The 13,098-nt window shown below is 37.9% G+C and carries 12 protein-coding genes; 4 read left to right on the forward strand and 8 right to left on the reverse strand.

The window, feature by feature from the left end; all coding sequences use genetic code 11:
* The first annotated feature begins 106 nt into the window (after nt 1-106).
* Together A9J31_RS14895 and A9J31_RS14900 are read left to right on the forward strand one after the other, a co-directional pair.
* Complete coding sequence (locus A9J31_RS14895; RefSeq protein WP_067767765.1) at nt 107-973, forward strand: lysophospholipid acyltransferase family protein; 867 nt, start codon at nt 107-109, stop codon at nt 971-973.
* Between the two features lie 124 nt (nt 974-1,097).
* On the forward strand, nt 1,098-1,322 hold the full coding sequence (locus tag A9J31_RS14900) for a hypothetical protein (protein ID WP_067767767.1): 225 nt from the start codon (nt 1,098-1,100) through the stop codon (nt 1,320-1,322).
* On the opposite strand, the gene A9J31_RS14905 is transcribed toward A9J31_RS14900, so the two are convergent.
* Nucleotides 1,319-2,302 carry a hypothetical protein gene (locus tag A9J31_RS14905; RefSeq protein ID WP_067767770.1) on the reverse strand — a complete coding sequence of 328 codons (984 nt, stop codon included), beginning with the start codon at nt 2,300-2,302 and terminating at the stop codon, nt 1,319-1,321. The two genes, A9J31_RS14900 and A9J31_RS14905, sit on opposite strands and share 4 nt — an antisense overlap.
* Before the next feature lie 105 nt (nt 2,303-2,407).
* On the opposite strand from A9J31_RS14905, the gene A9J31_RS14910 reads away from it, so the two are divergent.
* The gene (locus A9J31_RS14910; RefSeq protein WP_067767773.1) at nt 2,408-3,445 is read left to right on the forward strand and encodes a polysaccharide pyruvyl transferase family protein; all 1,038 of its coding nucleotides are present in this window, start codon (nt 2,408-2,410) and stop codon (nt 3,443-3,445) included.
* A gap of 34 nt (nt 3,446-3,479) precedes the next feature.
* On the opposite strand, the gene A9J31_RS14915 is transcribed toward A9J31_RS14910, so the two are convergent.
* Entirely contained in the window at nt 3,480-4,148 is a 669-nt protein-coding gene (locus A9J31_RS14915) for an SGNH/GDSL hydrolase family protein (protein ID WP_067767776.1), read from the reverse strand.
* Nucleotides 4,149-4,250: 102 nt separating this feature from the next.
* Between A9J31_RS14915 and A9J31_RS14920 the strand changes: the two genes are divergently transcribed.
* Complete coding sequence (locus tag A9J31_RS14920; protein ID WP_067767779.1) at nt 4,251-4,922, forward strand: hypothetical protein; 672 nt, start codon at nt 4,251-4,253, stop codon at nt 4,920-4,922.
* Here the strand turns inward: A9J31_RS14920 and A9J31_RS14925 are convergent.
* The 6 genes from A9J31_RS14925 to glnE form a co-directional block, all read right to left on the reverse strand.
* The gene (locus A9J31_RS14925; RefSeq protein ID WP_067767782.1) at nt 4,919-5,911 is read right to left on the reverse strand and encodes a glycosyltransferase; all 993 of its coding nucleotides are present in this window, start codon (nt 5,909-5,911) and stop codon (nt 4,919-4,921) included. The genes A9J31_RS14920 and A9J31_RS14925 overlap by 4 nt on opposite strands.
* A gap of 2 nt (nt 5,912-5,913) precedes the next feature.
* Nucleotides 5,914-6,690 (reverse strand): polysaccharide deacetylase family protein, encoded by a 777-nt coding sequence (locus A9J31_RS14930; RefSeq protein ID WP_425394353.1) that lies wholly within the window; start codon nt 6,688-6,690, stop codon nt 5,914-5,916.
* A gap of 117 nt (nt 6,691-6,807) precedes the next feature.
* Nucleotides 6,808-8,277, reverse strand: a complete 1,470-nt coding sequence (locus tag A9J31_RS14935; protein ID WP_067767788.1) for a phosphoethanolamine transferase — start codon at nt 8,275-8,277, stop codon at nt 6,808-6,810.
* An 88-nt stretch (nt 8,278-8,365) separates the two neighbouring features.
* Nucleotides 8,366-9,259: an ELM1/GtrOC1 family putative glycosyltransferase gene (locus tag A9J31_RS14940; protein WP_067767791.1), complete on the reverse strand. Its 894-nt coding sequence runs from the start codon at nt 9,257-9,259 to the stop codon at nt 8,366-8,368.
* Nucleotides 9,260-9,342: 83 nt separating this feature from the next.
* Nucleotides 9,343-10,269: a branched-chain amino acid transaminase gene (locus A9J31_RS14945; RefSeq protein ID WP_067767794.1), complete on the reverse strand. Its 927-nt coding sequence runs from the start codon at nt 10,267-10,269 to the stop codon at nt 9,343-9,345.
* An 18-nt stretch (nt 10,270-10,287) separates the two neighbouring features.
* Nucleotides 10,288-13,047: a bifunctional [glutamate--ammonia ligase]-adenylyl-L-tyrosine phosphorylase/[glutamate--ammonia-ligase] adenylyltransferase gene (glnE, locus tag A9J31_RS14950; RefSeq protein ID WP_067767797.1), complete on the reverse strand. Its 2,760-nt coding sequence runs from the start codon at nt 13,045-13,047 to the stop codon at nt 10,288-10,290.
* Nucleotides 13,048-13,098: the final 51 nt, after the last annotated feature.

A 13,098-nucleotide genomic window follows, 5' to 3' on the forward strand; every position in this document is an offset into this window, starting at 1 on the left:
TTTTGTTTTTAGATTCAGATCCTTTTGTACTATTTCACTGAACAAGTCCGGTCTCTTGGCAAAATTTATTTTATTCCATGCTGTAAATTTTGAGACCTTGTGATCCATGTACTTTATGTTCAAAATCATCGCGCTATTGCCACTTTGGCTGTTACAAAACTTGGCCTTGATGATCGCGTTTATTCTTAATCTATTTAATTCATCGATCAAACGTATCACTAGTATCAATATTCAACTGGCCTACCCAGACTTGTCCGAGACAGCGCAGAGACAGCTCGTCAGCCAAAGTATCCGAAGCCAATGCCTGACCTATATTGAATTTATTAAATGTTGGGGGATGCCGCCAAGTTATAGCCTGAGCTTATTGAAAAACATCTATGGTGCCCATGTTTTAACCGAGGCACTGGCAAATAAAAAAGGTGTGATCGTGGTGGTTCCTCATTTTGGCTGCTGGGAATTACTCAATGCATGGCTGAATCTGTATACAGAACCCATGATTATGTATAAACCAAATAAAAATAAAGGTATAAACCGATATCTTTTAGAAGCACGAGAAAAGTTTAACGCAACACTCGTTCCTACAGATGAAACAGGGATCCGTGCCATTTTTAAGCATTTGAAACAAGGTGGCCTAACAGTCATTTTACCAGACCATTTACCAAAACCTTCAGGCGGCATTTATTCCAATTTTTTTGGGCAAAATACTTTATCAATGACGCTTGTTTCTAAACTCGCTGCAAAAACACAATGTAATGTCATTGGTTTAAGTTGTATTCGACAACCTAACCTACGGTACTTTGATGTGCATTGCCAAACCTTAGCAGACGAGATTTTATCTAAAGACTTACAATGCTCTGTCGACACGCTTAACATTGCCATGCAAGACATCATTGACCAAGCACCAGAACAATACATCTGGTCTTACAAACGCTTTCGTGTGTGCTTTGGTAACATCAATATGTACCGTAAATAAGGTGATCTAAGTAAAACTAGGCATTAACATTTCTATATCACTGGCTTGGATTAATCTTATTCAATTGAGATCAATTATCGACAGTGGCATAATAGCTACAATTTCCACTTTAAGTGATTCTCCTATGGCTATGCGTCCTGAAGTCCGTCGTCGTGCAATCGTATTGATTGTTTTTTCTGTCGTACAATGGCTGTTCATGCGCTACATCTTAGCCAACGAATTATTCAACTTAACCACCTATAACCGAATTGTTTTGTTCTGCGTGAGTAGTCTTGCAGGTGCATTATTAATTTTTGTCGGTTTAATTTATATGGTTTTAAAAGGTAATGCTGATCGCACTGAAGATTAATTCAGTGCTCTCTCGATTGTTTCCAAACTGATCACGTGCTGTGCTGTATTCCAAATTTCATTGCATTCTTGCCATTTCGCATGACTTACAAAATGTAATTCATCTAAACGAATAAATACCCCTTGTGCAGCATAAAGCTGTGCAAGGGTATCAATTGCTGTTGAACGGATCGAATAATAATTCTCAAAACACCAGCCCTGCTCATACTGAAAAAGCTCTAAAATCGTATCGTATTTCAAAATTTGAAAACCCATACGTTCAATCGCTTGAATAATATTTTCACTCAAATATCGATGTGGAGCATAGTAAACATGTCGATGAGCAAGTTGCTGTTTCAAAGACTTTAAAATATTTAAATATTCAACTTCGGACTTTATATAAGTTCCAACAAGGTTAGAACCAATCACTAAGTCGTAACCAGCCTTAGTTTTAAGTTTGCTAGCACGCTTTTTAAATATTCGATAATCATTAATCGTTACTTTGTGCTCAGTAACTAAATCTTCATATAAGGTAAAAAGTTGAATTTTTCTTAAAACTTCAGGGTTTTGCTTAATCCCCAATAATGGCTGCGAACGATCCTTTCTATAATATGAACCTTTGTTCAGATGATCCACAATCATACGGGTTTCATTACCATCATCAATTAACCAATAGTTCTTTATGGTTAAACTATTCATTAAATGCAATGGAATATGGTGAATCATCCCGGTGAATAGATCATCATATTGATTACGAACTGAAAAATGTTTTTTTAGTTGAAAGGCATAAAGTTTCTTTTTCCAGCCCATAAAAGGCTGATAGATAATGCGACTCCATCCATCACATATTTTCAACATATTCTGCATCATGTCATAATCGCGAATCGCGCCATAGACAATCAATAAGTCATTTACCTCACCTTCCACAGAAAAGCGCTGCATTGCTTCATATGCATTAAATAGTTGTAAAGGGGTACGAACAATAAACAATCGTTTTCTCATGGTGAATGCACTATATTAAAAGGCGAATTTTTATCTTAAGCTCATCATTAATTACACATTATTTTGCCTTGCGCAATTTTTAAAATTGAACGATAGGAAATATTCTTGAAACACTTTTTCATTCTCAATGATACACGTACCAATCTTCACCACGGTTGTGAAGTCGTAATGAATAATTTGTATGGTTTAATCCTGAAAAATAATCCTGGTGCTAAATTTTCAAGATTATGCACGGGTCAGACCATTTCAGAAGAAAAATGGCTCGAACTACTAAAAGATATCGACATTGTAATTATCAATGGCGAAGGTACATTACATGATGCAGCACCCTTTGGTGAATTTTTATTAACCCTTGGACAAATTGCCAAACAACAGCAGAAAAAAGTGTACTTAGTAAACAGCACTTGGGAAAATAATCCTCAGTCCTGGCATGAACTTATTCAAGATTTTGATGGGCTATATGTCCGAGATAGAAAAAGTCTTGAAACTTTGCAGCAATTTCATTCAAATTGTGAATATGCAGCCGACCTCACTTTTTATTCAAAATATCAAAATCAAAATGCAGAAGTGGCGTTGCAGCAAACATCCCTCCCAGCATCTGTTTTCGTTAATGATTCAGTTTATAGTCATGTCAGCGATGCACTCTTTAAATATGCAAAAGACCATAATTTTAGTTATCACCCAATTACACGTGAACTGCCACTAGCAGCGGATGCAATTGGATATAATCCCAAAAAAATGAAGAAATTAAAACAATATAATCTTCTTTCTAAACTATCATTTGGGCTGTATAAACCTCGTCGTTATTATCAAGACTTTGATTACTGTATCGATGCAACAGATGAATTTAAACAAAAAATGTTGAGCAGCGATTTAGTCATAACAGGCCGTTACCACTGCCTCTGCTTCTGCTTACAAATGCAAATTCCTGTTCTCATTGTGGCATCGAATACCTCTAAAACGCAGAGTTTACTCAAAGATGCAGACATTGCAGATAAACATATTAGTCTTAATGATTTAACCACATCCAGTATTCATGAACTCTTTGAAAAAGCACAATACAGTGAAGACGATAAAGCAAAATTAATAAATTTCTGCTTAATCAATCAACAAAAGCATGAAGATATTTTTAAAACCATTTAACCCTAAAAAAGCCGCTACTTGAGCGGCTTTAATTTTAAGTATTTTCAGCTTTTCGCAATACTTCCAATACAGCATCCACCACAATTTGTTGTCCTTTAGAAGACATATGCGTAGAGTCATCATAATTTTGATCTAAATCTTCATTTAAGATCTGATAATTGGGTACATACAATACACGCTTACCGTCGCTTAAATCTTTTAGAGCCTGATTATATTTTAAGATACGCGGTTCACGCGTTTTATCTTTATTAGGATACGTCTCGACCAATAATATATATTTTGCTTTACTGTGATCAATCATATAACGAATGTTATCAATATACTCTTGATATGGAACAACATTTGTTTCACCTACAACTTTATGCCAATGAATTTTTCGCGCATATTTTTTAATTTTTTTGACGAGTTTTCTTAAAAACTTACGCCAAGGTGAATCCGGATAATATAAAACAAAAGGTGAACCTTTAAAGGTTAACCAACTGTCCACACCACCATATTGAATACTGATTACATCAGCTTCAGCAACATTTTTAAGGTTAAAAAATTGAATGCCTTCACGTGTACTTGACATGGTATAACCATAGTTTTCGAGCGCCCAACCTTTCGCTTTTGCAACCCGTTCAGGATATGCATTGCCGATGTTGTGCACTTCACCTGTGGTATTACAACCACCTAAAGCGACATAACGGATTGGATTACTCATTCATTTTTCCAAAGACAGTGAATGGCACATTATACGCTACAAAAACAGTCGTGTTACACTATCGTGAATCGTTCAAATTCATTTCATTTGATGTGAGTCCACATGCAAGCAAATTTCGGCCTATCTTCAGAAACTTACCATGTTCATCCTGAAAGCTTAATCACTTTATCGCAGCGTGATTTTTCTTTTCATGGTGATCATTTAGGTTGTGATGCGGTTGTTCTTTTAGCCTGTGAAGCAAACCAACATCAAGACTGTATCATCTATTTAAATTCAGAGACTTCATTGGAGCAAGATCGTGTACGTACTCGATTTGCTTTCCAAACCGAAGGTTTTTTATTTAACTTTTTTGGTTCATTTATTAAAAAAATTCGCTCGCGTCGACAGAACTTCAGCTCCCAAAGTTATCGAATTTTACTCACAGACATAACAGAAAATGCTTTAGAGCGGAATATCAAAACGCCTGAAACAGCATACAATTGGACGAGCCGTCGTTGGAAGCTGGATGAAGATAAACGTCAGGAACGCTACAGTAAGTTGGAAAACTCGTTTAAAGATTCTGGTTATGACTTTAACTTTCCAATGCACATTATGTTATGCCGTTCTATGGGGGTAAAAGATAAGCTGAATCAAGGACATCATCGTATTATGTTCTGTAAAATTTACGGCATTACAGAAGTAAGCACCAAATTTATTAGTTCAGCCTACATGCCACCAGTATTTCAGCCTTTCTTTAAAAAGTTCATCGAAGTCACTAACTATAAACAAGTTTAAGCAGCCTGACTTGCAATCGCCTGCCTATATACTTGTTCTGTATTCAATAGCATATGCTCGATGGTTAAATGCTGCTGTGCTAAGTTAAACGCATCTTGAAAAACAGACTCAGGATGTTCCAATGCGCAATAGTGTTTGATCAGTTGTTGTAAAGCATCGGCATCATTCGTTTCACATAACCACTTTTCAGAAAGAAACTCAGGCATCATCCCAACGCGGGTTCCAAAAACAGGTCGGTTTAATAATAAAGCTTCACCCAAAGTGTAAGGACCACCTTCACGTAAGGACGAGACGATAAGAGCTTCATGCTCACTGATCTGCTTTTGTATGTCTTCACAAAATCCAATGAGCTGAACCCGATCGGATAAATCTAAGTCTTGAATAAGCTGCTCTAATAACGGACGTTGTTCCCCTTCACCCGCAATAGTCAACTGATGAGGAATGTCTTGCCAAGCTTGAAGTAAAACATCAAAACCTTTCACCTCATTTAAGCGACCAACTGCAATAAATTTACGATTCTTTTGAAATTTTTGAGGAACGATCTTCAGTTCAACGCCGTTATATACCACTGATGTTTTGGATGAATTTTCCAATTGATGTTTTAACTGTTCACTCACCACAATAATATGATCAAATGATTGATTCATTTGATTCTTTTTCTTTTGACCATGAACTGTTACGACACAGGGGAAAGCAAATGATTTAACCATTCGATGCACAAATTGGGCTGTTTTTGCTGCATGTACATGTAATACATCAGGCTGAGTTTCAATAATTTTCTTTTTTAACTGATACTTTGTCCAAGGATTATGTCGACTCCCACTCAAATCCATTTTTACAACATTCACTTTTGCATCGAGTAAGTGAGCAAAGCGCTCATGCGCAATCAAGCTGACCTCATTGTTTTGGCTTAATCCATTCGCCAATTCAATCACATGCTTTTCTAGACCACCATCTTCAGCACTTGCCATGACCAATGTGATACGCATGATTAACCCTCGCGTTTGCCTAATTTCAAACGAAGTTTTACTGCAAATAATGTATCTTTCCCACTAATTTTTATGCGTTGCAACTGCATAAAATCAGGATTGGTTGAATCAATTCCTTCTACAGTAGTAACTGCATTGGTGTAACCAGCCTGCTTAGCAAGATCTACATCACGTTGAGAATAAATACCAAAAGGATAGGCAAAGCTACTCACGGGCTTACCAGTCATGGACTCTAATTGCAACTTCGACTGTACAAGCTCATTCAAGCATTGCTCATCATCTAGTTTAGATAAGTTTGCATGCGTTAAAGTATGTGAGCCTATTTCAACTAAACCGCTATTGGCCAATTTACGCACTTGATCATCGTTCAACTTTGGCTCACGCGCTAATTCACCGCTATTATGATGGGCTTTTTTATAAGTTGACCAATCTCGATCATGACGATCAACCACAACATAGATCGTAGCTTTAACTTGGTATTTTTCTAAAATGGGAAAAGCATTTTCTAAATTATCGAGATAACCATCATCAAATGTAATCGCAACGGTCTTCTCTGGGTGTTTTCCCCAATTTTCCTGTAATTCTTGCATGGTCACAAAATGAAAGCCTTCCGATTTTAACCATGAAATTTGTTCTTCAAAGGCATCAGGCTTTACACGTAATTTATTGAACTTTGCACCATCAATATGCTCTCGAACCATGTGGTACATCAGAACTCGTGGCTTTTTCCAGTCTACAGCAGGTTTCCACCACGCATACTTATAGCTAAATAGCACCATTAATACGATTAAAATCAGGAGAAGAAATATCACAGGCTAACCCACTATAAATACTATGACTATGTTGCCATAGCCGCTTAGAGTTTAACAGTCAGACTCGGTAAATACATACTGCCACTACTGCCCCTTTAAGCTGTTATAAGAAATATAATCGTCCCAATCAAAAACGGTAACGTTTTTATTATCGGGTATCGTTTCTAAATGACGTTTTCCATTTAAAAGTGGGGTTTGAATACCAAGTAAGCCAGCATATATGTTCATATAGTCATACCCACTGATCGTTTTTTTATACTCAATTTTGTTTTTTGCATCACTGGTTAATACAAAAAATGGCACTTGATAATTATCTTTATATTCATTATCAACATGATATGAATCTTCATCCACAGTCATTCCGTGATCTGAAAAATAATTAATACTAAAACTACGCTGTGCTGTATTTAATACTGAGTAGGTTTGCTCAACAAACTGATCAAGCTTATTTATAGAAGATAAATAACAATCTATTTTCTCAGGCTTAGACATATACAAACGTGGTGCATCAAATAAACGTTCACAGGCATCTGGGTGTGAACCCATCATGTGCACAAAAAATACATTTTTTTGATTCGGGTATTTTTTAACTTGTTCTTGAAGGATATCCAGCATTTTCATGTCATCAATATTACTCGACATGTAATTACCACTCTTTAAAAAGAATTGGTGATCTGCATGAATGGCTATTTTAGATATTGCAGTATCATTTTTACCCATAAATCCTTGATTAGAAATCCAGACCGTGTTGTAACCTGCTTGTTTTGCTAAAGTGACCACGTTCATTGCAATTTGCGGATTCTTGTCTTGGTCAATCTTTGCTAATGTTCGAGTTAAACTAGTGACAGTATTTGGTGCTGTCGCAATATAATGATCTACAACTTTTAGCGGCATTCTACTTAAAAATGGTGTCGTTTTTTCTGCATAGCCATAAAGTGATAGGTAATCTCTCTGAACACTTTCTCCGATGATAATCACTTGATTGTCATATACAGCATCAACCTTTTGTATCTTCCAATCTACTATTTGGCTATTATCTTCTAATAGCTTCGCTTCTTCTTGCTTATATTTCACTGTTGCCAATGCAGCTTGAATCCCAAAAATACTGATCCCATTTACTAAAAAGATGAGTGCTAAAATTACTTTTTTATAGCTACTTTGCTTTTGACTATCAAAAATAAATAAATAACAACTCAGGGCAAAAAATAAGATAAAGGCAAAAATAATAAATTGAGGTTCGATAACTGTTAGAAATTCGAAGACCTCATTGGTATTACTTTGAAACATCGAAGCAACAATGCCTAAAGACATATGGCCTTGTAATATTCCAGTACCACTTGCAATATAAAGACAAATAAAGAAAAAAATTACAAGAAAACTTGCTTTTATTATTTTATTTTTTAACTGCTTAACTGCGATAAAAAAAAATGTACTCGATAGCACCATCACAAAAAATAAGGGTGCATCTTTTATTTCAGATAAATAATCCCAAAAGCCTAAACCAACACAAAACCCAATTGATAGAAGAAAAGGAAACAAATAGGTTTTTAGCATTGACCCGACAACCCTGTAATATTATTCAAACATTTTCTTGATAGAGTTAAATGTTTGTAGAAATTTTTCGTCGGGTATTATCTATAGTTTAGCCATCTAGTACAATGCTCTTTGCAATCCGATCAGCCTCTTTAAACAAAGTTGGCTGAGCTAAGCCTTGAATATTTATATCTGTAGATACCAATCTTTTATTTAAAATCAAATCGATCGATGCCGTAATTCGATCTTCCTGTAAACGATCTATTTCAATCACTCCAACTTTACACCCAGCAGTCATGGCTTCATAAATCATCGAAACACTGTCTTCCGTAACCCAAACCGCTTCGGCTTTTTGCATTTCTTCAAAAATCCAACCTTGCGGAGTGTCTTCAACTGGGAAAATCTGTACTTTTTCAATATTCTTTAACTGCTTTAATTCTGCTAAAAACGCTTTCGGGGTGCGCCGTGAAGTAGTCAAAATGATTTCTGAATTTGGATTCTGCTCGACTATCTGTTCAATCGCTTGGAGCACTTTAGCTGTATTCCACTGATGGCGTTTTGACGAACCACCTAGTGCAATAAGTACCCGCCCCATTTGATGTCGCCCCTCATCAACAATTGGATTTAAAGCCCCTTGCGTAATCAAAATCTTTTTGGAAGCTGCCATACCGTCATGCTCTGGTATTACACTATAGTCAAACCAGGCCACTGGCAAACTTGGCTTCATTAAAATGACAGTTTTAGCCTGCTTATAAACCTGACCCAATAACCACACACGAAAATGAGTATGGCTCCCTACACCAAAAATATAAGTCGGGACTTGCTGAATAGCTTTTACTTGATGACTAAAAACACCCGATAACAAAGTTGCTACTGGCAAATCATCAATCGATATTTCTTGAAAAGTAACAGTCGATGTATATTGACGCTGCATAGCTTTAAATAACCCTAAGGCTTGTGAGCGATGTCCGGCTTTACCATCACTGACATAAACAATATGCATAGTCACTTTCCAATCTTTCAATAATCTAAGGCCATAAAAAAAGGCGAAACTTTCATTTCGCCTTTCCATCTTAACCGATCAACTTATTTTACGTAAGTTAACCAGTGTGCATATTTAGGGTCTTTACCCTGAACAGCATTAAAGAATGCAGTTTGAATTTGCTCAGTAATTGGGCCACGACGACCTTCACCAATTTGACGATCATCATATTCACGGATTGGTGTTACTTCAGCTGCTGTACCTGTGAAGAATGCTTCATCTGCAATGTAGAATTCATCACGTGTAATACGACGTTCAACCACTTCAAAGCCAAGGTCTTTGGCAATTGTAATGATTGTTTGACGTGTAATACCATCAAGTGCACCACCCGCAATATCAGGGGTATGAATCACACCATCACGTACAAGGAATACGTTTTCACCTGAACCTTGGCATACATAGCCTTGCGGATCTAAAAGCATTGCTTCGTCATAACCCGCATGTGCTACTTCTTGATGTGCAAGAATCGACAAAGTGTAGTTACCAGATGCTTTTGCTTTACACATCGTCACGTTTGGATGGTGATGCGTAAATGACGATGTTTTAACGCGAATACCCTTCGCCATCGCTTCTTCGCCAAGGTATGCACCCCAGCTCCAAGCCGCAACAACTGCATGAATTGTATTATCTGTCGCAGCGATACCTAATTTTTCAGAACCGATGAAAATAATTGGACGCAAGTAACAAGACGCTAAGTTATTTTCACGAACAACATCAATTTGTGCTTGTTCTAATGCTGCGTGATCAAATGGAACATTCATTTGATAGATTTTTGCAGAATTTAGAAGACGCTTAGTGTGTTCTTTTAAACGGAAAATAGCCGTTCCATTCGGAGTTTCATAAGCACGGACACCTTCAAACACACCCATGCTGTAATGCAAGGTATGTGTTAATACGTGGGTTTTCGCCTCACGCCAGTCAACCAATTGTCCATCTTGCCAAATAAAACCATCACGATCAGCCAAGTTCATGGCACACACTCCAAATTTTTATACACAGTCATTTTTATCCAGTGCCGAAATAGCAGCTGGATCAATTAATCTTTGCCATAGCTTGCAAACGACCACTCGGGTATCGCGCCAGTCGTCAGCTGAAACTTGCATGGATTGATTCGCAAGTGCTAGACGATGGCTCTCGGCTCGTTCACGGAGATAAGCTTGAATCAATGCTGTCGCATCGGCGCTGGATAAGCAATCCGTTCTTGCGGCATCCTCAAGGATTCGTACGTTGTCAGAGTAATGGGCGAGATCGGGATTCGACCCACTCCATGCTAATACTGCATACTGTGCCATAAATTCGATGTCAACGATACCACCTGCATCTTGTTTTAAATGAAAAATTCCATCTTTTTGCTGTTCTTTAGAAGAGCCTAAATGGTCTTTCATTTTTTGACGCATTTTCAGCACTTCTGCACGAACATTCGCCTCATCACGCGTTTGAGTCAAAATATTACAACGCAGATTTTCAATTTCAACGCGTAAACTATGTTCTCCCGCAATTGTTCTTGCACGAACTAGAGCTTGATGCTCCCATACCCAAGCATTTTTTTGTTGATATTGTTCAAAGGCTTTTAAGCTTGTGACCAATAAACCAGCTTCACCTGAAGGACGTAAGCGAGTATCCACTTCATATACACGACCATCTAAGGTTTGCGTGGTCATCAAAGACATAAATTTTTGCGCAACCCGCATAGCAAACTCAAATCCACTGATTGGCTTCTGCCCATCTGTATCTGCTTGTTCATCCATAAAGTGAATAAACACCAAATCTAAGTCAGAGCCATAACCAAGCTCAATACCACCTACCTTGCCATAGCCAATAACAGCAAAAGCGGTATGGTCGTTTGAACAGCGTTGACCTTGTGCATCGACAGGAAAGCCATGCTTTTTAGCCACAATTTGATAGGCTAAATGCAATGCCGCATTCACAGATACTTCTGCAATATCGGTCAAAGCATCAGACACTTTCATTAAAGGGCTTTCTGCCAATACGTCACTTGCAGCCACAGCCAAAACATTGGATTTTTTAAATAACCGCAGTACACGCATTTGATCTTCAACTTGATCAATCTCAATGCGCAGCAATTGTTGACGCAGTGAGTCTTCTAAGTCTTTGCGCTTGGGTAACTCAAAATCCATGGACAGGAACTCATCCAATAAAACTGGATAATGTGTTAACTCCTCGCAAATCCATGGGCTGACTGTTGCCATTTTGACTAAACGTTGCAACGCACCTTTACTTTCAATCAACATGACCAAATAAACGGTACGACGCATGACCGACTCTACCAAAGGCATCAAACGTAGCAAAGCCGTTTGTGGCTTATCTGACTGTAAAATGGCTTCAATGAGATGCGGCCAAAAGGTTTTTAACCGCTGTACAGCTTTTGCTGGCAATTTTTTTAAGGCATGGCCATACCAAAACTCATGAATTAGATTCTTAGCATCATCATCAAGAACTTCATTCAATTGTGCTTCAAGCTGGCTAAAACTCTCAACCAATGGGTCTGGTTCTTTTTCTTTAATCAAATGCTCAAATTGATAGATGACTTTTGAGCGTTTTTGATTGAGCACCTCTAGAAACTCATCCCATGTTGAAAAACCAAGTGTATCCAAGATTCGTTGACGTGGTTCATCTTCATGCGGCAAGGACTGAGTTTGCTGATCATTTAAGGCTTGAATGGCGTGCTCTATACGACGCAAGAATAAGTAGGCATCTTCCAGTTCATTGACAGCCGTTTTCTCCAGCAACCCCACTTCGCCTAGGTGATGCAAACTCACTAAACATTGGCGATCTTGTAACTCTAGTTTTGAGCCACCGTAAATTAACTGAAAGACTTGTACGATAAATTCAACTTCACGAATCCCGCCTGCCCCTAATTTAATATCATCTTCAATATTACGGCGCAGAACCTCACGTTCAATCATTGCTTTCATTTCACGCATGGCTTCAAAAGCAGTGTAATCAACGTATTTTCGGAATACAAAAGGACGTGTCATTTCAAGAAGCTCATCTCCTTCTTTACCACCTGTCACGATACGCGCTTTAATCCAAGCATAGCGCTCCCATTCGCGGCCATGTTGGCTGAGATACTTTTCTAATGCAGCATGACTAATCGCTAAAGCAGAGCCATCCCCCCACGGACGAAGACGCATATCCACACGGAAAACAAAACCATCAGCGGTAATGTGATCCAGTAAATAAATCAGTTTTTGTCCCCACAAAATACAGAACTGCTGTACATCAATACATTTTCGCCCATTGGCTTCACCCTGTTCATCAAAAGCAAAAATCAGGTCAATATCACTGGACAGATTTAACTCTTGTGCACCAAGCTTACCCATCGCAACGACAATTAAATCTTGCACATTGCCTTTATAACCCACAGGTTCACCATGTTTGGCAACCAATGGAATACGCGCAAAATCTTTGGCAGCGCAAATCGATACATCCGCAAAATCAGAAAGCTCACGAGTTAAAGTAACAACATCGGTTAATTGATTGGCATCTTGCCAAATCCAACGAAACATTAAACGCGCTCGAAGTACACGAAGTTCGCGCATCCACATGGTTTCATCAGTAATTTGATCTAATGTTTGGGAAACATAATCTTGAATTTGCTGGGTACTCAATGATGTTAAGTACTGATCAATTGCATAGTCTTGTTCTAAACTTTTTTGATGGATGCCTAACACCTGTTCAGCATATTGACTGGCACGTAATGTTTTCTGCAATTGCTGCACATTCATTCCACAAACCCTAGCATGATTTTTTTCTAGTTATAACAGCTACAAATGCTC

The sequence above is a fragment of the Acinetobacter gandensis genome (assembly GCF_001678755.1).
GTDB classification, from domain to species: Bacteria; Pseudomonadota; Gammaproteobacteria; order Pseudomonadales; family Moraxellaceae; genus Acinetobacter; species Acinetobacter gandensis.

Excerpts from the sequence above, each read along its gene's own strand:
- A9J31_RS14940 (WP_067767791.1), bottom strand. The coding sequence starts at position 9,259 with ATGCATATTGTTTATGTCAGTGATGGTAAAGCCGGACATCGCTCACAA.
- A9J31_RS14925 (WP_067767782.1), bottom strand. The coding sequence starts at position 5,911 with ATGCGTATCACATTGGTCATGGCAAGTGCTGAAGATGGTGGTCTAGAA.
- glnE (WP_067767797.1), bottom strand. The coding sequence starts at position 13,047 with ATGAATGTGCAGCAATTGCAGAAAACATTACGTGCCAGTCAATATGCT.
- A9J31_RS14915 (WP_067767776.1), bottom strand. The coding sequence starts at position 4,148 with ATGAGTAATCCAATCCGTTATGTCGCTTTAGGTGGTTGTAATACCACA.
- A9J31_RS14935 (WP_067767788.1), bottom strand. The coding sequence starts at position 8,277 with ATGCTAAAAACCTATTTGTTTCCTTTTCTTCTATCAATTGGGTTTTGT.
- A9J31_RS14900 (WP_067767767.1), top strand. The coding sequence starts at position 1,098 with ATGGCTATGCGTCCTGAAGTCCGTCGTCGTGCAATCGTATTGATTGTT.
- A9J31_RS14905 (WP_067767770.1), bottom strand. The coding sequence starts at position 2,302 with ATGAGAAAACGATTGTTTATTGTTCGTACCCCTTTACAACTATTTAAT.
- A9J31_RS14930 (WP_425394353.1), bottom strand. The coding sequence starts at position 6,690 with ATGGTGCTATTTAGCTATAAGTATGCGTGGTGGAAACCTGCTGTAGAC.
- A9J31_RS14920 (WP_067767779.1), top strand. The coding sequence starts at position 4,251 with ATGCAAGCAAATTTCGGCCTATCTTCAGAAACTTACCATGTTCATCCT.
- A9J31_RS14895 (WP_067767765.1), top strand. The coding sequence starts at position 107 with ATGTACTTTATGTTCAAAATCATCGCGCTATTGCCACTTTGGCTGTTA.
- A9J31_RS14945 (WP_067767794.1), bottom strand. The coding sequence starts at position 10,269 with ATGAACTTGGCTGATCGTGATGGTTTTATTTGGCAAGATGGACAATTG.